The organism is Paramagnetospirillum sp., assembly GCF_058402745.1.
This window is the reverse complement of sequence record NZ_JBZVFI010000003.1, coordinates 1-20,015: the sequence shown is the minus strand read 5'-3', so window position 1 is coordinate 20,015 and position 20,015 is coordinate 1. Positions and strand designations below refer to the sequence as shown.

General features: G+C 68.2%; 19 protein-coding genes and 2 pseudogenes. 13 read left to right on the top strand and 8 right to left on the bottom strand.

The genetic code is table 11. The features are described from left to right. Together ACV4UZ_RS01005 and ACV4UZ_RS01000 are read left to right on the top strand one after the other, a co-directional pair. On the top strand, nucleotides 1-264 hold the full coding sequence (locus ACV4UZ_RS01005) for a hypothetical protein (protein ID WP_491599091.1): 264 nt from the start codon (nucleotides 1-3) through the stop codon (nucleotides 262-264). A 14-nt stretch (nucleotides 265-278) separates the two neighbouring features. Next, entirely contained in the window at nucleotides 279-1,259 is a 981-nt protein-coding gene (locus ACV4UZ_RS01000; protein WP_491599090.1) for a formate dehydrogenase subunit gamma, read from the top strand. Nucleotides 1,260-1,605: 346 nt separating this feature from the next. Here ACV4UZ_RS01000 and ACV4UZ_RS00995 read toward each other — a convergent pair whose 3' ends face one another. The 4 genes from ACV4UZ_RS00995 to ACV4UZ_RS00980 all read right to left on the bottom strand — a co-directional run bounded on the left by ACV4UZ_RS00995 (nucleotide 1,606) and on the right by ACV4UZ_RS00980 (nucleotide 3,832). Next, nucleotides 1,606-2,223 (bottom strand): acyltransferase, encoded by a 618-nt coding sequence (locus tag ACV4UZ_RS00995; protein ID WP_491599089.1) that lies wholly within the window; start codon nucleotides 2,221-2,223, stop codon nucleotides 1,606-1,608. Continuing rightward, a complete protein-coding gene (locus ACV4UZ_RS00990; RefSeq protein ID WP_491599088.1) occupies nucleotides 2,220-2,663 on the bottom strand; it encodes an acyl-CoA thioesterase in 444 nt (147 codons plus the stop codon). Before ACV4UZ_RS00990 ends, ACV4UZ_RS00995 begins: the two co-directional genes overlap by 4 nt. A gap of 145 nt (nucleotides 2,664-2,808) precedes the next feature. Next, nucleotides 2,809-3,591 (bottom strand): 3-hydroxybutyrate dehydrogenase, encoded by a 783-nt coding sequence (locus ACV4UZ_RS00985; RefSeq protein ID WP_491599087.1) that lies wholly within the window; start codon nucleotides 3,589-3,591, stop codon nucleotides 2,809-2,811. A 58-nt stretch (nucleotides 3,592-3,649) separates the two neighbouring features. Further along, nucleotides 3,650-3,832 carry a DUF1192 domain-containing protein gene (locus tag ACV4UZ_RS00980; protein ID WP_491599086.1) on the bottom strand — a complete coding sequence of 61 codons (183 nt, stop codon included), beginning with the start codon at nucleotides 3,830-3,832 and terminating at the stop codon, nucleotides 3,650-3,652. Nucleotides 3,833-3,907: 75 nt separating this feature from the next. On the opposite strand from ACV4UZ_RS00980, the gene ACV4UZ_RS00975 reads away from it, so the two are divergent. Together ACV4UZ_RS00975 and ACV4UZ_RS00970 are read left to right on the top strand one after the other, a co-directional pair. Further along, nucleotides 3,908-4,900, top strand: a complete 993-nt coding sequence (locus ACV4UZ_RS00975; RefSeq protein WP_491599085.1) for an NAD(P)H-quinone oxidoreductase — start codon at nucleotides 3,908-3,910, stop codon at nucleotides 4,898-4,900. A 168-nt stretch (nucleotides 4,901-5,068) separates the two neighbouring features. Then, a complete protein-coding gene (locus ACV4UZ_RS00970) occupies nucleotides 5,069-5,647 on the top strand; it encodes a DUF1013 domain-containing protein (RefSeq protein WP_491599084.1) in 579 nt (192 codons plus the stop codon). A 169-nt stretch (nucleotides 5,648-5,816) separates the two neighbouring features. Here ACV4UZ_RS00970 and ACV4UZ_RS00965 read toward each other — a convergent pair whose 3' ends face one another. Continuing rightward, nucleotides 5,817-8,969: a YhdP family protein gene (locus ACV4UZ_RS00965; protein ID WP_491599083.1), complete on the bottom strand. Its 3,153-nt coding sequence runs from the start codon at nucleotides 8,967-8,969 to the stop codon at nucleotides 5,817-5,819. A gap of 82 nt (nucleotides 8,970-9,051) precedes the next feature. On the opposite strand from ACV4UZ_RS00965, the gene ACV4UZ_RS00960 reads away from it, so the two are divergent. Both ACV4UZ_RS00960 and ACV4UZ_RS00955 read left to right on the top strand, forming a co-directional pair. Further along, nucleotides 9,052-12,021, top strand: coding sequence for a bifunctional [glutamine synthetase] adenylyltransferase/[glutamine synthetase]-adenylyl-L-tyrosine phosphorylase (locus ACV4UZ_RS00960; protein WP_491599082.1), 2,970 nt, complete (start codon nucleotides 9,052-9,054; stop codon nucleotides 12,019-12,021). Continuing rightward, nucleotides 12,018-12,515, top strand: a complete 498-nt coding sequence (locus tag ACV4UZ_RS00955) for a peroxiredoxin (RefSeq protein ID WP_491599081.1) — start codon at nucleotides 12,018-12,020, stop codon at nucleotides 12,513-12,515. Before ACV4UZ_RS00960 ends, ACV4UZ_RS00955 begins: the two co-directional genes overlap by 4 nt. Before the next feature lie 67 nt (nucleotides 12,516-12,582). On the opposite strand, the gene ACV4UZ_RS00950 is transcribed toward ACV4UZ_RS00955, so the two are convergent. Beyond that, nucleotides 12,583-14,631, bottom strand: a complete 2,049-nt coding sequence (locus ACV4UZ_RS00950; protein ID WP_491599080.1) for a [protein-PII] uridylyltransferase family protein — start codon at nucleotides 14,629-14,631, stop codon at nucleotides 12,583-12,585. A gap of 82 nt (nucleotides 14,632-14,713) precedes the next feature. Here ACV4UZ_RS00950 and ACV4UZ_RS00945 point away from each other — a divergent pair, with 82 nt between their 5' ends. The 6 genes from ACV4UZ_RS00945 to ACV4UZ_RS00920 are packed head-to-tail and all read left to right on the top strand — an operon-like array spanning nucleotide 14,714 to nucleotide 17,864. Then, the gene (locus tag ACV4UZ_RS00945; protein WP_491599079.1) at nucleotides 14,714-15,388 is read left to right on the top strand and encodes a hypothetical protein; all 675 of its coding nucleotides are present in this window, start codon (nucleotides 14,714-14,716) and stop codon (nucleotides 15,386-15,388) included. Continuing rightward, a complete protein-coding gene (locus tag ACV4UZ_RS00940; protein WP_491599078.1) occupies nucleotides 15,385-15,951 on the top strand; it encodes a hypothetical protein in 567 nt (188 codons plus the stop codon). The genes ACV4UZ_RS00945 and ACV4UZ_RS00940 overlap by 4 nt, the downstream gene beginning before the upstream one ends. Then, a complete protein-coding gene (locus ACV4UZ_RS00935) occupies nucleotides 15,948-16,379 on the top strand; it encodes a hypothetical protein (RefSeq protein ID WP_491599077.1) in 432 nt (143 codons plus the stop codon). The genes ACV4UZ_RS00940 and ACV4UZ_RS00935 overlap by 4 nt, the downstream gene beginning before the upstream one ends. Further along, on the top strand, nucleotides 16,379-17,134 hold the full coding sequence (locus tag ACV4UZ_RS00930) for a hypothetical protein (RefSeq protein WP_491599076.1): 756 nt from the start codon (nucleotides 16,379-16,381) through the stop codon (nucleotides 17,132-17,134). Before ACV4UZ_RS00935 ends, ACV4UZ_RS00930 begins: the two co-directional genes overlap by 1 nt. Next, the gene (locus ACV4UZ_RS00925; RefSeq protein WP_491599075.1) at nucleotides 17,089-17,511 is read left to right on the top strand and encodes a hypothetical protein; all 423 of its coding nucleotides are present in this window, start codon (nucleotides 17,089-17,091) and stop codon (nucleotides 17,509-17,511) included. Before ACV4UZ_RS00930 ends, ACV4UZ_RS00925 begins: the two co-directional genes overlap by 46 nt. Beyond that, nucleotides 17,508-17,864: a hypothetical protein gene (locus ACV4UZ_RS00920; RefSeq protein WP_491599074.1), complete on the top strand. Its 357-nt coding sequence runs from the start codon at nucleotides 17,508-17,510 to the stop codon at nucleotides 17,862-17,864. The genes ACV4UZ_RS00925 and ACV4UZ_RS00920 overlap by 4 nt, the downstream gene beginning before the upstream one ends. A 166-nt stretch (nucleotides 17,865-18,030) precedes the next feature. Here ACV4UZ_RS00920 and ACV4UZ_RS00915 read toward each other — a convergent pair. Together ACV4UZ_RS00915 and ACV4UZ_RS00910 are read right to left on the bottom strand one after the other, a co-directional pair. Continuing rightward, nucleotides 18,031-18,610, bottom strand: a pseudogene (locus ACV4UZ_RS00915) (DUF1013 domain-containing protein). A 170-nt stretch (nucleotides 18,611-18,780) separates the two neighbouring features. Next, a pseudogene (locus ACV4UZ_RS00910) lies at nucleotides 18,781-19,773 on the bottom strand (NAD(P)H-quinone oxidoreductase). 75 nt (nucleotides 19,774-19,848) lie between these two features. Here ACV4UZ_RS00910 and ACV4UZ_RS00905 point away from each other — a divergent pair. After that, on the top strand, nucleotides 19,849-20,015 hold a 167-nt coding region (locus ACV4UZ_RS00905), incomplete at its 3' end, for a DUF1192 domain-containing protein (protein WP_491599529.1).

Sequence of the window (20,015 nt, the reverse complement as noted above, 5' to 3'; positions counted from 1 at the left end):
ATGCGCCCGCCCGCCGTGGCCACCGCCCTGGTCTGCCTCCTCGCCCTTGCGGCTTGCAAGGGCGAGGAGATGGGCCGCCAGATTAAGCTGGACAAGGGCAGCTACATGGGTCCGCGCGACGCGGAGATCGCGCCCGCCGCCAGGACGTCCCTGGACCAGCGGATCGCCGGCCAGTCGGACGGCATCGCCCGGCTGACGACCAACGGCCCCATTCCCACCGGCGAGGCGGCTCCATCGGGCCGCATCGCCGGCCAGAAATTCTGAAGGGGAGGCATCGCATGAGCCGAACCATCCTCGCGGTCCTGATGCTGGTTCTGGGTCTGGGCATGGCGCAGCCTTCCCTGGCCGCCAGCTATGACGGCGACGTCACCAGCGCCGCCCAGTCGGACCGCATCACCGACCCCGACAATTGGCGCACCATCCGCCAGGGCGAGGCCGGCTACATCGCCGGACAACCGGCCGCCCGCGGTGTGCTGATCCAGTCGGAAGGCGAGATCTGGCGCAATTTCCGCAATGGCAAGCTGGCGGTCTATGCCGGCTGGGCGCTGATCGGCGTGACGCTGGCCATCACCGCCTTCTACTTCATCCGCGGCAAGATCATGATGGAGGGCGGCCCCTCGGGGCAGACCATCCTGCGCTTCACCAAGGTGGAACGCATCGGCCACTGGCTGACCGCCGGTTCGTTCCTGGTTCTGGGGCTCACGGGGCTGAACCTGTTGTTCGGCCGCTGGATCATCGAGCCCTGGCTGGGCAAGACCCTGTTTTCCTGGCTCTCCTGGGCGGGCAAGTGGCTGCACAACATCGCCGGCTTCGTCTTCATCGTCGGACTGGTGATGATCTTCGTCCTGTGGGCCAGGGACAACCTCTGGGACCGCTACGACTGGGGCTGGATCAAGGGCGGCGGCGGCCTGCTGAAGAAGGGCGTCCATCCCCCCGCCGCCAAGTTCAATTTCGGCCAGAAGACCCAGTTCTGGATGGTGATCATCGTCGGCGCCCTGGTGTCGTCGACGGGTCTGAACCTGCTGTTCCCCTTCACCATGGGCGACATCCACGCCATGCAGGTGATGCACCTGATCCACGCCGCCCTGGCGGTGGTGATGGTGCTGTTCATCCTGGGGCACATCTATATCGGCACCATCGGCATGGAAGGGGCGAGCACCGCCGTCACCACCGGCTACGTGGACCGGGAATGGGCGCGCGAGCACCATGCCGCCTGGGTCGAGGACGTGGAAAAGGGCGAGCCGAAGGCGGCGGAGTAGACTGATCGCCAAGGCGATCGGGCTGCCGCCCGAGCCCGCCTGGAGGCGCAGCCTCCAGACCACCAGTTTCTTAAAGCAGGGAGACAAACTCCCTGCTTTTATTTTGGCAGTCGGACCCGCCCCTGGCAGCCCATGGACTCATACCATCCTGCCAATGAATCGAGCTGTCATGCTGAGGCTGGTCCGAAGCATCTTTCAGGTGCAAACGGCTCCGCCTGCGGTTGAAAGATCCTTCCGCCCTTTGGGCGTCAGGATGACACGATGGGTCACTTCTAAGGCCGGCTGGCATCAAAGGGGGTTTGGGGCATCGCCCCAAATGGGTTCGGGCGATAGCCCGATAATGCCTCTACCCCTTCGGCTTGTGCCGGGTCAGATCGTCCGGCCACAGCGCGCTGGGGTTCAGCTCCACCCGGCCCGGTTCCGGCGCGCTCAGGGGCTCGCACGGCACCATGCTCTTCAGTGCCCGCTGGGCCAGTTGCTGGTAGGCCTCGGTGCCGCGGGTCTTGCGCGCCACCTCTTCCGCCGTGAGGTCCCGCAGCACCTTGGCCGGCAGGCCGGCCACCAGGGTACGGGGGGGAATCCTGAACCCGGCGGGGACGAAGGCCATGGCGGCGATGATCGCCTCCTCGCCCACCTCGGCGCCGTCATAGATGGACGACGCCATGCCCACCAGGGCGTTGCGGCGGATGCGGCAGCCATGCACAACGGCGGCGTGGCCGATATGGCCATAATCCTCCACCACGGTGTGGAAGCCCGGGGTGCCGTGCAGGATGCAATTGTCCTGGATGTTGACGCCAGATCCGATGATCACGCTGGAGAAATCGGCCCGAAGCGAAGCGCCCGGCCCGATGAAGCAGCCGGGTCCGATGCGCACGTCACCGATCAGCACGGCGGTGGGATGGACGTAGGAGCTGGGATCGACCACCGGCACCATTCCCTCGAACGCATAGCAAAGGCCGGTCATGGCATCCTCCGGTGGGCTTCGAACACGGCCTGTACCGTGTCGGGAATGGGAACCGGGCGCTGGCTGGCCCGATCGACGAAGACGTGAATCCAGTGGCCCTCGGCGGCAGCCTCGTCGCATCCCGCCTCGAACAGGGCCAGACCGTAGCGGGCGCTGGTGCGGCCCATGTGGTCGATGCGGATGCCCGCCACCACGGCCGAGGGATAGGACAGGGGCTTCAGGAAGCGGCAGGAGGATTCGGCGGCGAAGGTGATCACCGGGGCGCTCATCAGATCCAGCCCGCAAGGCCCGGTCAGGAACTTCACCACGATATGCTCGAAGAAGCGCTGATAGACCACATTGTTCAGGTGGCCGAACATGTCGTTGTCCGACCACCGCGTCTGAATCTCCACGCGAAAGGGATAGTCGGCCTGACGGGACGGTTCCTTCCTGTGGCTCATTGCGCCGATCCCGCGGGACATGTCATCCCGAGCGAAGCCGAGGGATCTCGTCCTGACACGGCTTGTCCGATTCGGCCCCGCCCGGCCAGACGGAGATTCCTCGCCTGCGGCTCGGAATGACAAGCGGAGAGGGACAACCAGCCGCTCATTGCGCCGTCCAGCCGCCGTCCATGGAAAGGGCCGTGCCGGTCATGTTGGCGCACGCGGGCGAGCAGAGGAACACCGCAAGGTCGCCCAGCTGTTCCGGAGTGGTGAAGGTCTTGGAGGGCTGCTTCTCGGCCAGCAGGTCGCGGCCCGCCTGCTCCACCGGCACGCCCAGGGCCTCGGCGCGAGCGTCGATCTGCTTCTGCACCAGGGGGGTGAGCACCCAGCCGGGACAGATGGCGTTGCAGGTGATGTCGATCTCGGCGGTTTCCAGCCCCACCACCTTGGTCAGGCCGATCACGCCGTGCTTGGAGGCGACATAGGCGGCCTTGTTGACGGAGGCCACCAGACCGTGGGCCGAAGCGACGTTGATGATGCGGCCCCAGCCGCGCGCCTTCATGCCGGGCATGGCGGCGTGGATGGCCTGGAACACCGAGGTGAGGTTGATGGCGATCACCGAATCCCAGCGTTCCAGCGGAAAATCCTCCACCGGCGCCACGTGCTGGATGCCGGCGTTGTTGACCAGGATATCGACGCCGCCCAGGCGGCTTTCCGCGTCGCGCACCAGGTCGCCGGCCCCGTCGGGCTTGGAGAGGTCGGCGCCGTTGTAGAGCACGGTGACGCCGAATTCCTCGGCGAGACCGGCGCGCAGCGCCTCGATCCCCGCCGCGTCGCCGAAACCGTTGAGCATCACCGAGGCCCCTTGCGCCGCCAGCGCGCGGGCGATGCCGAGGCCGATGCCGCTGGTGGACCCGGTGACCAGGGCCCTTTTCCCGTTCAACATGGCGTTTCCTCCCTCCCTATGGTCTTAGCAAGAGGCAAAGCGGTAAACAAGTACCGATTTACCGCTTGAAGAACGCCTCGGCTCCCATCTTCACCGCCTGCTTGGCGGTGATGGCCTGCTCGACGCGGGCGATCTCCCCCTTGAGATCGGAGATGTATTCGCGCAGTTCGTCGATGGACATGGGATCGAGATTTCTCGAGGCTTGGGGCTTCTTGCGCGGTTCCAGGTCGTCGGCGTCCATGGGCTTTTCCTCTCTTGCCACGATTGGACGAACGTACCAGATTGAGCTCCTCACCGACAGTACGAGGCCCGACGGATGCTGCCCGAGACCATGACCTGCATCGAGATTTCCACCCCCGGCGGTCCGGAGGTGCTCAAATCCGTCACCCGCCCACTACCACAGCCCAAGCCCGGCGAGGTGCTGATCAAGGTGGCGGCGGCGGGCATCAACCGCCCCGACGTGCTGCAGCGCGCCGGCGCCTATCCCGCCCCGCCCGGCGCCTCGGACCTGCCCGGCCTGGAAGTGGCCGGCGTGGTCGTCGCCCTGGGCGACGGGGTCGCCGCCCCTGCCCTGGGCGCCGAGGTTTGCGCCCTGGCCCCCGGCGGCGGCTATGCCGAGTACTGCACCGTGGACGCCCGCCACTGCCTACCGCTGCCCGAGGGCTACGACATGGTCCGCGCCGCCGCCCTGCCCGAGACCTTCTTCACCGTCTGGCACAACGTGGTGGAGCGCGGAGCGTTGAAGGCGGGCGAGCGCTTCCTGGTCCATGGCGGCGCCGGCGGCATCGGCACCACCGCCATCCAGCTGGCCAAGGCTTTGGGGGCGGAAGTCTTCGCCACCGCCAATGGCGAGGCCAAGTGCAAGGCCTGCCGCGAGTTGGGCGCCGACGTGGCCATCGACTATTCCTCGGCCGATTTCGTCGAGGTGATCAAGGAGCGGACCAAGGGCAAGGGCATCGACGTCATCCTCGACATGGTGGGCGGCGACTATCTCGCCCGCAACATCAAGAGCCTGGCCGCCGACGGCCGCATGGTCTCCATCGCTTTCCTGAGAGGCTCCAGCGCCGAGCTGAACCTGATGCCGGTGATGCTGAAGCGCCTGACGCTGACCGGCTCGACGTTGCGCCCGCAATCGAACGATGCCAAGGCCCGCATGGCCAAAGGCTTGGCCGAGACCGTGTGGCCGCTGCTGGACCGGGGCGCCATCGCGCCCTTGATCCACGCCGTCTTTCCCCTGGCCGAGGCCGCCAAGGCCCATGCCCTGATGGAAAGCAACGCTCATGTGGGCAAGATCGTGCTCCAGGTTTGACCAAAGCCACATTCGCACCTATAACTACCTCTGCGCACTCGCCGGGGTGTCGCCATCCGCGATTCGACCCCATGCGGTCTCGCGGGTAATTCGTGAAAAGCGTTGCGGGGGTTGGACCCGCCCCGTCCCGGGCGGACGGAGGGGGACAACGCCGCGTCAGGAGGTTTAATGGCTCTGCCGCTCATGCCCAAGGCGACCGCCGTCTGGCTGGTCGAGAACACCGCCCTCTCCTTCGAGCAGATCGCCGATTTCTGCGGCCTGCATCCGCTCGAGGTCCAGGCCATCGCCGATGGCGAAGTGGCCGCCGGCATCGTCGGGCTCGACCCCGTGGCCAACGGCCAGGTGACCCGCGCCGAGATCGAGCGTTGCGAGGCCAACCCCGACGGCCACCTGAAGCTGACCGTCACCGACATTCCGCAGCCGCGCGCCAAGCCCAAGGGTGCCCGCTACACTCCCGTCTCCAAGCGCCAGGACCGGCCCGACGCCATCGCCTGGATTCTGAAGCACCATCCGGAACTGTCGGACGCCGCCATCTCCAAGCTGATCGGCACCACCAAGCCGACCATCCAGTCGGTGCGCGACAAGAGCCATTGGAACGCCGCCAACATCAAGCCGCGCAATCCCGTCACGCTGGGCATGTGCAGCGAGGCCGACCTGGAGAAGGTGGTGGCGCTGTCGGGGCGCAGCCGCGCCCACGTCATCGACGACGAGCCGGCCCATCACGACGACGCCCCGGCCGAGGACTGATCCTCTCCGCCGAAGGCCAAGACGAAACGCCCGCCCTCACCGGCGGGCGTTTTGCTATCTGGGGAAAGAGGATGTCATGCTGAGTGTAAGCGAAGCATCTTTCAGCCTGAAGCGATGACCGCCTGTACCTGAAAGATCCTTCGGCTTTGCCTCAGGATGACAGGGGGACCTACTTGGCCGCCGGCTTCCTGGCGTTGGTCTCGGAGCCGTCGTCGAAAATGTTGAAGAGGTTCCGAAGGAAGCCGGGGGTCAGCGCCGACAGCGGATTGACCACCACCGACGGGTCCTCGGTCGGCCCCTTCATGGAGTAGTTGAAGGCGATGATGCCGCCGCCCTTCTCGCCGCCGGTGACCAGCCAGCCCAGCACCGGAATCTTGCCCAGCACCGAGTTCAGGGCATAGGCCGGCACCACGGTGCCCTCCAGGGCCAGGCGGGAATGATCCATGTCGATCTGGCCCTTGGCGGTGATGCCGAGCGCCGTTCCCCAGGCGCGCACGTCGCGCACCTCCACCAGCCCGTCGGTCATGGTGAAGGGCGCCTCCAGCGACGAGAAGCTGACGCCTTCCCCCTGCAGCACGTCGAGAATGCCGGTCAGCGCCGCCACGGTCAGCAGGCGGGCCAGGATCGGCGCGTTGCGCACGTGATAATCGGAAACCTTGATGATGCCGTTATAGGGCTGGTCCTTGCGGGAATCGTCGATATGGCCCTCGACCGACAGCTCGCCGCCCATCATGTCGCCATAGATGTCGAACACCCGCAACACCGCGCCGGCATCGTCGGAGGTGACGGTGAAGTTGCGCCGCTTCGGCCCGCCGGGCTGGACATTGGCGGCGAAGCCCTTGTTGCCGCCCAGGCCGCCCTTGACGTGGACCTGCTGCCATTCCTCGGCGTCGCGGGTCAGCGAGGCGGTGGCGTTGAGCAGCGCCCCCTTCCCCGACATCCACATGGCCTTGGCCGAGGCGGTCACGCTCATGGGCGGCGGCTTGTCGTCATCGTCCTTCTTCCGGCCCGCCTTGGCGTCCTCGTCGCGGGCCAGCACCGGCTCGGCGTCGAAGCTGGCGCCCTTGAAGACGATGTCCAGGCCGGCCTTGTCGGGGCGGATGGAAATGGAGCCCTCGCCATCGGTGCGCAGGTACTTCACCCGCGAGAAATCCACCTTGCGCGCCGCCCCGTCGGGACCAAAGGCCACCGATCCCGCCACGTCCAGGTCGCCGGCCCTGACCGCGAAGCGCGGCACCGCCGAGATCAGCTTGCGGTCGAGCCGGACCAGCACCTCGGCGCTGCCCGGCTTGTCCGCCGGCTTTTTCCAGCCCAGGCCGGGCAGTTCCATGCGGGCGGCGGCCAGGTCCACCTTGGCGTCGATCTCGGCCTTGCCGCCGTCCATGAAGGTGGCGACCAATTCGGCGCCCACCGGCCCGCTGGTGAACGGCGCCACGAAGGGCACGCCGTCCAGGCCCAGCAGCTTGCGCTGATCCTCGGTGACCTCGGGAGCCTTGAGGAAGTAGCGCGAGCGAAACGCCTGGCCCTTGGAGAAGTTCTCGCGCCAGGCCAGATGGCCGGGAATTCCGGCCAGCACCACCGGCCCGGTGGCGTCGAGGCCCTTGGCGTCCACGTCCAGCTCCAAGGTGCCGTCCGACAGGTCGAGCCCCATCATCACCTTGGGAATAGCCACCTTCCTGACGGTGGCGGAAGCCTTGATGCCCACGTCGTCCAGGCGCAGCGTCTTCAGCAGCGGAAACTTGAGCCGCACCTTGGCCACGGCATCGCCGCCCACCTTGGCGGGCTCGATGCCCAGCGCCTGGGCGTAGCGCAGCGGTGGATTGTCGATCAGTCTCAGGGCGTCGGTGGCGGGACCGGCGATCACCAGTTCGATGTCGGCGAACTGGTCCTCCTTGTCCAGGCCGGTGAAGACGATGGTGCCTTCCTTCAGCCGCAGGCCGTAGACCTCGCCCCCCGACAGGGCGATGCGGAACGACGAGGCGTCGAAGGTACAGACGCCCACCGTGTTGCGCGCCACCGGCATGGGGTGGAGGTAATCGACGGTGACCCCCTCGGGGCGAATCTCGCCGCCCAGATGGTCGATCACCACATCGTCGAAGCGGCCCGAGGGCGAGCGGGCCGACAGCTGGATGGTCGCCTCGCGGACCACGCCCTTGGACAGGTTGGGAATCACCCAGTCCCGCGCGTTCTGGGCCAGGCCGTTGGGCCACAGGTCGCGGACCCGGTCCACCGGCACGTCGCGCAAACCGCCCTCGGCCTTGACCGAGGTCTCGCCGCCCAGCCCGTCCACCACCGCCGCCAGGGCGAAGGTGGGGCCATCCAGATCGATACGGACCTCGGTGAGGTCCAGCCGGGTCATGTCCCGGCTCAGTTCGCCCCGAAGCGCCGCCGAGGCGACCGGATGGGTCGTATGGAACGGTGCCGGCAGGTTGAGGCGTCCCGCTCCGCCCGACAGGTCGAAGGCCAGGGTCTCCAGCACGCCGCCGCCGTTCACCCGCGCCCGCACGCTGCCGGCCAGCGGCATGTCGATCACGCCGAGATGCGCGGCCGGGCCGCCGAAACGGGCCAGCACCGCCGGACGGATGCTCTGCAGGCGCAGGTCCAGGTCGGCGGCGCCATCGGCCTTGGCATAGCCGGCCTCCACCGTCACCTCGCCCGCCTCGCCGGCCAGATCGAGGGGAATGCGGCCCTTGGCCTGGATGCCGGCGGGAACGCGGCGGATGGCCAGATCGGCCCCCGGGGCGTGCCAGGCGGTGCCCAGCGCCCGGTCCTCGATCCGCAAATCGGCGCCCCGGATGCTGAAGGATTGCAGCGAACGCCCCGGCTTGGCGGGGTCGGGATCGCCCAGCAGGGCATCCTTGATCCGGGCGATGACCAGCCCGGCATCGCCGCCGCCGCCGCTGTCGGGCAGATCGAACTGGAAGCGGCCCGAGGCATCGCGGACCAGGGAAAGGCGCGGCCCGTGCAGGCGGATGGAATTGGGAGCGATGACGCCCCGGAGCAGCGCCCGGCCGCTCAAGGACAGCGCCATGTCGGGCACCGCCACCACGGGAACGTCGTTGCCGGCCACATAGGCCCGGGCGTTGCGGACGTGGATTTCCAGCATGCGCTCGTCGTCGCCCCGCTGCAGCAGGGTGGCGTCCAGGCGGACGGTGAGCGAACCGTCCCTCGCCGTCAGCGCTTCCTCGATATAAGGTGTCAGGAATTCGAGCGATATGGGACCGTGGGACAGCCGCCATGCCGCCAGCGGCACAACCAGCAGCAGCCCCACCAGAACGGCCCCCAGCAGCTGGAACAGACTCCTAACGGTGCCGTGAACCACTCTGCGTCTTCTCCATGCCCGCTTGACCCCTGATCCCGTATTCCGCAGTGTGAAGCAACCACAACATTTGGGGCCGCACAAGGTGAGTTTTCCACTCGATCCACGTTTCTTCCCCGGTGTTGCCGATCCCGCCCGCGTCGAGGTCGGACTGGCCCGCTGGCACGAAGCCGCCGATGCCCAGGACGACGCCGAACTGGCCGCCTTCATGCGCTCCCTGCCCGGCCGGGACGGAATCGGCGACCTGCTGCGGGGCGTTTTCGCCAACTCGCCCTTTCTCACCCTGTGCCTGGAGAAGGAGCCCGCCTTCCTGCGCCAGGCCCTGGAGGTGGGGCCGGATGCGGCGTTCGACGGCCTGATGGCCGATCTGACCGCCCGGTTGCGCGACGAGGGCGATTTTTCCCGCCTGATGCGGGAGCTGCGCGTCGCCAAGCGCCGCTGCTCGCTGCTGGCCGCCCTGGCCGATCTGGGCGGGGCATGGCCGCTGGAAAAGGTCACCGGGGCGCTGGCGAGCATGGCGGAGGCGGCCTGCCGCCTCGGCCTCTCGTTCCTGCTGCGGCGCGAGGCCGGGCGCGGCAATCTGCAACTGGCCCATCCCGAGGAGCCGGAAAAGGGATCGGGCATCATCGTGCTGGGCATGGGCAAGCTGGGCGCCCGCGAGCTGAACTATTCCAGCGACATCGACCTGATCGTCTTCTACGACCACGAAAAGCTGGTCTACACCGGCAAGCGTTCCGTCCAGGAATGCGTCATCGCCATGACCAAGGAGCTGGTGCGCATCCTCGACGAGCGGGATTCCGACGGCTACGTGTTCCGCACCGATCTGCGCCTGCGCCCCGATCCCGGCTCGACGCCGCCCGCCGTCGCCCTGGTGGCGGCGGAAGCCTATTACGAGGGTTTCGGCCAGAACTGGGAGCGGGCCGCCATGATCAAGGCCCGCCTGGTGGCCGGCGATGCCGAGACCGGGGCGGCCTTCATCCGCTTCCTGCGCCCCTTCATCTGGCGCAAGTCGCTGGACTTCGCCGCCATCCAGGACATCCATTCCATCAAGCGCCAGATCAACGCCCACAAGGGCGGGCGCTCCATCGCGGTGGCCGGACACAACGTCAAGCTGGGACGCGGCGGCATCCGCGAGATCGAGTTCTTCGCCCAGACCCAGCAGCTGATCTGGGGCGGCCGCCAGCCCGAGATGCGCGTCTCGGGCACGCTCGAGGCCCTGCACGCCCTGGCCGCCGCCGGCCACGTCACCCCCGAGGTGGTGGCCGACATGGAGGCCGCCTACCGCTATCTGCGCACGCTCGAACACCGGCTGCAGATGGTGGACGACAAGCAGACCCAGACCCTGCCCACCAATCCCCAGGTCCTGGCCGAGATCGCCGCCTTCATGGGGGCGGCCGACGTCGAGGCTTTCGCGGCCGAGCTGACCGCCCACCTGCAGAAGGTGGAGCACCACTATGCCGGCCTGTTCGAGGACGCGCCGCCCCTGGGAGCGGGCGGCAATCTGGTGTTCACCGGCGGCGAAAACGACCCCGAGACGGTGCACACCATCACGGAAATGGGCTTCGCCAATGCCGACGCGGTGTGTTCCACCATTCGCGGCTGGCATCACGGGCGGGTGCGGGCCACCCGCTCGACCCGGGCGCGGGAATTGCTGACCGAGCTGACGCCCGCCCTGCTGTCGGCGCTGGCCACCACCACGGCGCCCGACGACGCCTTCATGCGCTTCGACGAGTTCCTCTCCCGCCTGCCGGCCGGGGTGCCCCTGTTCTCGCTGTTCTACGCCAACCCCTCCCTGCTGGAGCTGGTGGCCGAAATCATGGGCGACGCGCCGCTGCTGGCCGAACATCTGGCGCGGCACACCACCACGCTGGATTCGGTGCTGCAGGCCAATTTCTTCGAGCCCCTGCCCCCCCAGGACGTGCTTGAAGCCGAACTGGCCAAGGCGCTTTCCGAGGCCGACGACTTCCAGCTGGTCCTCGATGTCACCCGGCGCTGGGCCAACGACCGCAAGTTCCAGGTGGGCGTGCTGACGCTCCGGAACGTCATCGAGGCGGGCGAGGCGGCCAGCGCCCTGTCCGACGTCGCCGGAGCCATCCTGCGCCGGCTGGGACCCAAGGTGGAGGAGGAATTCGCCCGCGCCCACGGCCATGTGCCGGGCGGCGCCTGGGTGATCCTGGCCATGGGCAAGGCGGGCGGCCGCGAGATGTCGGCCACCTCGGACCTGGACCTGATCCTGGTCTACGACTGCCCGGAGGATGCCGAGGAATCCGACGGCTCGCGCCCCCTGGCGCCGCCGGTGTGGTTCTCGCGCCTGACCCAGCGCATGGTCAACGCGCTCACCGCCAAGACCGGCGAGGGCACCCTTTACGAAGTGGACATGCGCCTGCGGCCGTCCGGCAATTCCGGCCCCATCGCCTCCAGCCTGGAGGCCTTCCGCCGCTATCAGGAGGAAGCCGCCTGGACCTGGGAGCACATGGCGCTGACCCGTGCCCGGGTGGTGGCCGGCGATGCCGCCCTGACCGAACGGGTGAACGCCATCATCCGCCAGACCCTGACCAGGCCCCGCGACCCGGCCAAGCTGCTGCTCGACGTGGCCGACATGCGCGAGCGCATGGCCAGGGAGCACAAGGCCGCCTCGGTCTGGGAGGTCAAGCACCTGCGCGGCGGACTGGTGGACATCGAGTTCACCGCCCAGTACCTGCAGCTGGCCCACGGCCCAGCCCATCCCGAAATGCTGGACAGCAACACCGCCCGCGCGCTCGACAAGGCCGCCCAGGCCGGCGTGCTGGACCGGGCCGACTGCACCACGCTGACCGAGGCGCTGCGCCTGTGGTCGGCGGTGCAGACCGTGCTGCGCCAGACCATCGCCGGCGGCTTCGACGAGCACACCGCCCCCCGGGGGCTCAAGGACGTGCTGGTCCGCGCCGCCGGACTGACCGATTTCAAGAGCCTCACCGACCGCATGGAAGACTGCGCCGCCGGCGCCCACGACGTGTTCCGCCGCCTGATCGACCAGCCCGCCGCCGCATTGAAAGACAGGGAGACCACCCCATGACCACCCCCGCCCCCGACTTCTCCATGGAAACGGACGACGGCAAGGCCGCCCTGGCCGATTACCGGGGCAAGATTCTGGTGCTGTACTTCTATCCCAAGGACGACACCTCGGGCTGCACCTCGGAGGCCAAGGCCTTCCGCGACCTGTATGCCGGGTTCCAGGCGGCCGGCATCGAAATCCTCGGAATCTCCAAGGATTCGGTGGCCAGCCACGCCAAATTCCGCGCCAAGCACGAGCTGCCCTTCCGCCTGGGCTCCGACCCCGAGGGAGCGGCGTGCGAGGCCTATGGCGTGTGGAAGAAGAAGAGCATGTACGGCCGCGAATACATGGGCATCGAGCGCTCCACCTTCCTGATCGATCAAAACGGCGTGCTGCGCGCCGAATGGCGCAAGGTCAAGGTCACCGGCCATGCCGAGGCGGTGCTGGGGGCCCACTGCGCTGCAGGCGCGAGAGCCGGGGGGCGAGCTCCTCGCCGTCCTCCGGGGCAGTCGTAGACCAGGATCAGGTCCAGGTCCGAGGTGGCCGACATCTCGCGGCCGCCCGCCTTGCCCATGGCCAGGATCACCCAGGCGCCGCCCGGCACATGGCCGGGCACGGGCGAACTCCTCCTCCACCTTGCAGTACCAGCCGCACAGGGTAGGCCCGGCAACATGGGACGGGCGCTGGCCGCCTCGCCCGCCTCGATGACGCCTCCGGAGCGTGCGCGCGCGCCCACCTGGAACTTGCCGTCGGCTGGCCCGGCGCCCGGGGACATCGAGGACCACTGGAAGTCGTCGGCCTCGGAAGCACTGGCCAGTTCGGCTCGAGCGCGTACTGTGACTCGAGGAATTGGCCTGGCACCAAATGCAGCGGGATATGCGCGCGCGAGATGTTCGGCCAGCAGCGGCGCGCGCCCATGATTTCGGCCACCCGCTCCAGCAGGGAGGGGTTGGCGTAGAACGGCGAGAACCGGGGCGCCCCGGCCGGCAGGCGGGAGAGGAACTCGTCGAAGCGCATGAAGGCGTCGTGGGCGCCGTGGTGATGCCAGCACCGACAGCAGGGCGGCTGCTCGGTGCCGCAATTCCCGCGCCCGGGTGCGAGCGGTGGCCCGCACCCGCCCGTGATCCACCCGCGAATGGATGGAGACGCACCGCGTCGGCATTGGCGAAGCCCATTTCCGTGATGGTGTGCGCCATCTCGGGTGGTTTTCGCCGCCGGTGAACACCAGAGTACCGCCCGCTCCCAGGGCGGCGCGTCCTCGAACAGGCCGGCGTGGTGGTGTTCCACCTTCTGGGTGGGCGGTCGCTCGCCGCGAAAGCCTCGACGTCGGCCCCCCATGAAGGCGGCGACTCGGCCGGCCTGGGATGGTGCGGGTCTGGGTCTGCTTGTCGTCCACCATCTGCAGCCGGGTGTTCGAGCGTGCGCAGATAGCGGTAGGCGGCCTCCATGTCGGCCACCACCTCGGGGGGTGACGTGGCCGGCGGCGGCCAGGGCGTGCAGGGCCTCGAGCGTGCCCGAGACGCGCATCTCGGGCTGGCGGCCGCCCCAGATCAGCTGCTGGGTCTGGGCGAAGAACTCGATCTCGCGGATGCCGCCGCGTCCCAGCTTGACGTTGTGTCCGGCCACCGCGATGGAGCGCCCGCCCTTGTGGGCGTTGATCTGGCGCTTGATGGAATGGATGTCCTGGATGGCGGCGAAGTCCAGCGACTTGCGCCAGATGAAGGGGCGCAGGAAGCGGATGAAGGCCGCCCCGGTCTCGGCATCGCCGGCCACCAGGCGGGCCTTGATCATGGCGGCCCGCTCCCAGTTCTGGCCGAAACCCTCGTAATAGGCTTCCGCCGCCACCAGGGCGACGGCGGGCGGCGTCGAGCCGGGATCGGGGCGCAGGCGCAGATCGGTGCGGAACACGTAGCCGTCGGAATCCCGCTCGTCGAGGATGCGCACCAGCTCCTTGGTCATGGCGATGACGCATTCCTGGACGGAACGCTTGCCGGTGTAGACCAGCTTTTCGTGGTCGTAGAAGACGATCAGGTCGATGTCGCTGGAATAGTTCAGCTCGCGGGCGCCCAGCTTGCCCATGCCCAGCACGATGATGCCCGATCCCTTTTCCGGCTCCTCGGGATGGGCCAGTTGCAGATTGCCGCGCCCGGCCTCGCGCCGCAGCAGGAACGAGAGGCCGAGGCGGCAGGCCGCCTCCGCCATGCTCGCCAGCGCCCCGGTGACCTTTTCCAGCGGCCATGCCCCGCCCAGATCGGCCAGGGCGGCCAGCAGCGAGCAGCGGCGCTTGGCGACGCGCAGCTCCCGCATCAGGCGGGAAAAATCGCCCTCGTCGCGCAACCGGGCGGTCAGATCGGCCATCAGGCCGTCGAACGCCGCATCCGGCCCCACCTCCAGGGCCTGGCGCAGGAAGGCGGGCTCCTTCTCCAGGCACAGGGTGAGAAAGGGCGAGTTGGCGAAAACGCCCCGCAGCAGGTCGCCGATTCCGTCCCGGCCGGGCAGGGAGCGCATGAAGGCGGCCAGTTCGGCGTCGTCCTGGGCATCGGCGGCTTCGTGCCAGCGGGCCAGTCCGACCTCGACGCGGGCGGGATCGGCAACACCGGGGAAGAAACGTGGATCGAGTGGAAAACTCACCTTGTGCGGCCCCAAATGTTGTGGTTGCTTCACACTGCGGAATACGGGATCAGGGGTCAAGCGGGCATGGAGAAGACGCAGAGTGGTTCACGGCACCGTTAGGAGTCTGTTCCAGCTGCTGGGGGCCGTTCTGGTGGGGCTGCTGCTGGTTGTGCCGCTGGCGGCATGGCGGCTGTCCGACGGTCCCATATCGCTCGAATTCCTGACACCTTATATCGAGGAAGCGCTGACGGCGAGGGACGGTTCGCTCACCGTCCGCCTGGACGCCACCCTGCTGCAGCGGGGCGACGACGAGCGCATGCTGGAAATCCACGTCCGCAACGCCCGGGCCTATGTGGCCGGCAACGACGTTCCCGTGGTGGCGGTGCCCGACATGGCGCTGTCCTTGAGCGGCCGGGCGCTGCTCCGGGGCGTCATCGCTCCCAATTCCATCCGCCTGCACGGGCCGCGCCTTTCCCTGGTCCGCGATGCCTCGGGCCGCTTCCAGTTCGATCTGCCCGACAGCGGCGGCGGCGGGGATGCCGGGCTGGTCATCGCCCGGATCAAGGATGCCCTGCTGGGCGATCCCGACCCCGCCAAGCCGGGGCGTTCGCTGCAATCCTTCAGCATCCGGGGCGCCGATTTGCGGATCGAGGACCGGGCGCTGGGCACCGCCTGGCACGCCCCGGGGGCCGATCTGGCCATCCGCCGCGTTCCCGCCGGCATCCAGGCCAAGGGCCGCGTTCCCTCGATCTGGCCGGCGAGGCGGGCGAGGTGACGGTGGAGGCCGGCTATGCCAAGGCCGATGGCGCCGCCGACCTGGACCTGCGCCTGCAGAGCGTCCGTCCGGCGGTGCTGGCCCGTTTCGGCGGCCCGGCCGCGCATCTCGGCGTGATCGACATGCCGCTGGCCGGCAGCGTGCGGGCGCGGGTGAACGGCGGCGGCGTGCTGGAGACCCTGGCCTTCGACCTGTCGGGCGGAGCGGGACGCCTCAACCTGCCGGCACCGTTCCATACGACCCATCCGGTCGCCTCGGCGGCGCTTCGGGGCGAACTGAGCCGGGACATGACCCGGCTGGACCTCACCGAGGTCCGTATCGATCTGGATGGCCCCACCTTCGCCCTGGCGGCGGTGGTGGACGGGCTGGGCGGCGAGACCTCGGTCAAGGCCGAGGGCGGTTTGCGCGACGTGCCGGTGGACCGGGTCCGCGACCTGTGGCCCAACGGCCTGGCCCAGAACGCGCGGGACTGGGTGATTCCCAACCTGTCCAAGGGCGTGGTCCGCGAGGCGACCATCCAGCTGTCGGCCGCTCGCCCTCGGGCCGCTTCGACGATGTGGTGATCGACCATCTGGGCGGCGAGATTCGCCCCGAGGGGGTCACCGTCGATTACCTCCACCCCATGCCGGTGGCGCGCAACACGGTGGGCGTCTGTACCTTCGACGCCTCGTCGTTCCGCATCGCCCTGTCGGGGGGCGAGGTCTACGGCCTGCGGCTGAAGGAAGGCACCATCGTCTTCACCGGCCTGGACAAGGAGGACCAGTTCGCCGACATCGAACTGGTGATCGCCGGTCCCGCCACCGACGCCCTGAGACTGATCGACAATCCACCGCTGCGCTACGCCCAGGCGCTGGGCATCGAGCCCGCCAAGGTGGGCGGCGATGCCGTGGCCAAGGTGCGGCTCAAGTTTCCGCTGCTGAAGACGCTGCGCCTGGACGACGTGGGCATCAAGGCTTCCGCCACCGTCAGGAAGGTGGCTATTCCCAGGTGATGATGGGGCTCGACCTGTCGGACGGCACCTTGGAGCTGGACGTGGACGCCAAGGGCCTCGACGTCACCGGGCCGGTGGTGCTGGCCGGAATTCCCGGCCATCTGGCCTGGCGCGAGAACTTCTCCAAGGGCCAGGCGTTTCGCTCGCGCTACTTCCTCAAGGCTCCCGAGGTCACCGAGGATCAGCGCAAGCTGCTGGGCCTGGACGGCGTGCCCTTCGTGGCGCCGTTCACCAGCGGGCCGGTGGGCGCCGAATTGGTCGCCACCTTCATGGACGGCGGCAAGGCCGAGATCGACGCCAAGGTGGACCTGGCCGCCGCCCGCATGGAACTGCCCGGCCTGGGCTGGAAAAAGCCGGCGGACAAGCCGGGCAGCGCCGAGGTGCTGGTCCGGCTCGACCGCAAGCTGATCTCGGCGGTGCCGCGCTTCGCGGTCAGGGCCGGCGACCTGGACGTGGCGGTGTTCGGTGGCCTTTGGTCCCGACGGGGCGGCGCGCAAGGTGGATTTCTCGCGGGTGAAGTACCTGCGCACCGATGGCGAGGGCTCATTTCCATCCGCCCCGACAAGGCCGGCCTGGACATCGTCTTCAAGGGCGCCAGCTTCGACGCCGAGCCGGTGCTAGCCCGCGACGAGGACGCCAAGGCGGGCCGGAAGAAGGACGATGACGACAAGCCGCCGCCCATGAGCGTGACCGCCTCGGCCAAGGCCATGTGGATGTCGGGGAAGGGGGCGCTGCTAACGCCACCGCCTCGCTGACCCGCGACGCCGAGGAATGGCAGCAGGTCCACGTCAAGGGCGGCCTGGGCGGCAACAAGGGCTTCGCCGCCAATGTCCAGCCCGGCGGGCCGAAGCGGCGCAACTTCACCGTCACCTCCGACGATGCCGGCGCGGTGTTGCGGGTGTTCGACATCTATGGCGACATGATGGGCGGCGAGCTGTCGGTCGAGGGCCATATCGACGATTCCCGCAAGGACCAGCCCTATAACGGCATCATCAAGGTTTCCGATTATCACGTGCGCAACGCGCCGATCCTGGCCCGCCTGCTGACCGTGGCGGCGCTGACCGGCATTCTCGACGTGCTGCAGGGGGAGAAGGCGTCAGCTTCTCGTCGCTGGAGGCGCCCTTCACCATGACCGACGGGCTGGTGGAGGTGCGCGACGTGCGCGCCTGGGGAACGGCGCTCGGCATCACCGCCAAGGGCCAGATCGACATGGATCATTCCCGCCTGGCCCTGGAGGGCACCGTGGTGCCGGCCTATGCCCTGAACTCGGTGCTGGGCAAGATTCCGGTGCTGGGCTGGCTGGTCACCGGCGGCGAGAAGGGCGGCGGCATCATCGCCTTCAACTACTCCATGAAGGGGCCGACCGAGGACCCGTCGGTGGTGGTCAATCCGCTGTCGGCGCTGACCCCCGGCTTCCTTCGGAACCTCTTCAACATTTTCGACGACGGCTCCGAGACCAACGCCAGGAAGCCGGCGGCCAAGTAGGTCCCCCTGTCCACCCCGAGGCAAAGCCAAGGATCTTTCAGGTACAGGCGGTCATCGCTTCAGGCTGAAAGATGCTTCGCTTACACTCAGCATGACATCCTCTTTCCCCAGATAAAACGCCCGCCGGTGAGGGCGGGCGTTTCGTCTTGGCCTTCGGCGGAGAGGATCAGTCCTCGGCCGGGGCGTCGTCGTGATGGGCCGGCTCGTCGTCGATGACGTGGGCGCGGCTGCGCCCCGACAGCGCCACCACCTTCTCCAGGTCGGCCTCGCTGCACATGCCCAGCGTGACGGGATTGCGCGGCTTGATGTTGGCGGCGTTCCAATGGCTCTTGTCGCGCACCGACTGGATGGTCGGCTTGGTGGTGCCGATCAGCTTGGAGATGGCGGCGTCCGACAGTTCCGGATGGTGCTTCAGAATCCAGGCGATGGCGTCGGGCCGGTCCTGGCGCTTGGAGACGGGAGTGTAGCGGGCACCCTTGGGCTTGGCGCGCGGCTGCGGAATGTCGGTGACGGTCAGCTTCAGGTGGCCGTCGGGGTTGGCCTCGCAACGCTCGATCTCGGCGCGGGTCACCTGGCCGTTGGCCACGGGGGTCGAGCCCGACGATGCCGGCGGCCACTTCGCCATCGGCGATGGCCTGGACCTCGAGCGGATGCAGGCCGCAGAAATCGGCGATCTGCTCGAAGGAGAGGGCGGTGTTCTCGACCAGCCAGACGGCGGTCGCCTTGGGCATGAGCGGCAGAGCCATTAACCTCCTGACGCCGCGGTGTTGTCCCCCTCCGTCCGCCCGGGACGGGGCGGGTCCAACCCCCGCAACGCTTTTCACGAATTACCCGCGAGACCGCATGGGGTCGAATCGCGGATGGCGACACCCCGGCGAGTGCGCAGAGGTAGTTATAGGTGCGAATGTGGCTTTGGTCAAACCTGGAGCACGATCTTGCCCACATGAGCGTTGCTTTCCATCAGGGCATGGGCCTTGGCGGCCTCGGCCAGGGGAAAGACGGCGTGGATCAAGGGCGCGATGCGCCCCGGTCCAGCAGCGGCCACACGGTCTCGGCCAAGCCTTTGGCCATGCGGGCCTTGGCATCGTTCGATTGCGGGCGAACGCTCGAGCCGGTCAGCGTCAGGCGCTTCAGCATCACCGGCATCAGGTTCAGCTCGGCGCTGGAGCCTCTCAGGAAAGCGATGGAGACCATGCGGCCGTCGGCGGCCAGGCTCTTGATGTTGCGGGCGAGATAGTCGCCGCCCACCATGTCGAGGATGACGTCGATGCCCTTGCCCTTGGTCCGCTCCTTGATCACCTCGACGAAATCGGCCGAGGAATAGTCGATGGCCACGTCGGCGCCCAACTCGCGGCAGGCCTTGCACTTGGCCTTGCCATTGGCGGTGGCGAAGACTTCCGCCCCCAAAGCCTTGGCCAGCTGGATGGCGGTGGTGCCGATGCCGCCTGCGCCGCCATGGACCAGGAAGCGCTCGCCCGCCTTCAACGCTCCGCGCTCCACCACGTTGTGCCAGACGGTGAAGAAGGTCTCGGGCAGGGCGGCGGCGCGGACCATGTCGTAGCCCTCGGGCAGCGGGTAGGCAGTGGCGGGCGTCCACGGTGCAGTACTCGGCATAGCCGCCGCCGGGGGCCAGGGCGCAAACCTCGGCGCCCAGGGCAGGGGCGGCGACCCCGTCGCCCAGGGCGACGACCACGCCGGCCACTTCCAGGCCGGGCAGGTCCGAGGCGCCGGGCGGGGCGGGATAGGCGCCGGCGCGCTGCAGCACGTCGGGGCGGTTGATGCCCGCCGCCGCCACCTTGATCAGCACCTCGCCGGGCTTGGGCTGTGGTAGTGGGCGGGTGACGGATTTGAGCACCTCCGGACCGCCGGGGGTGGAAATCTCGATGCAGGTCATGGTCTCGGGCAGCATCCGTCGGGCCTCGTACTGTCGGTGAGGAGCTCAATCTGGTACGTTCGTCCAATCGTGGCAAGAGAGGAAAAGCCCATGGACGCCGACGACCTGGTACTGGTGAAGAAGCCCCAAGCCTCGAGAAATCTCGATCCCATGTCCATCGACGAACTGCGCGAATACATCTCCGATCTCAAGGGGGAGATCGCCCGCGTCGAGCAGGCCATCACCGCCAAGCAGGCGGTGAAGATGGGAGCCGAGGC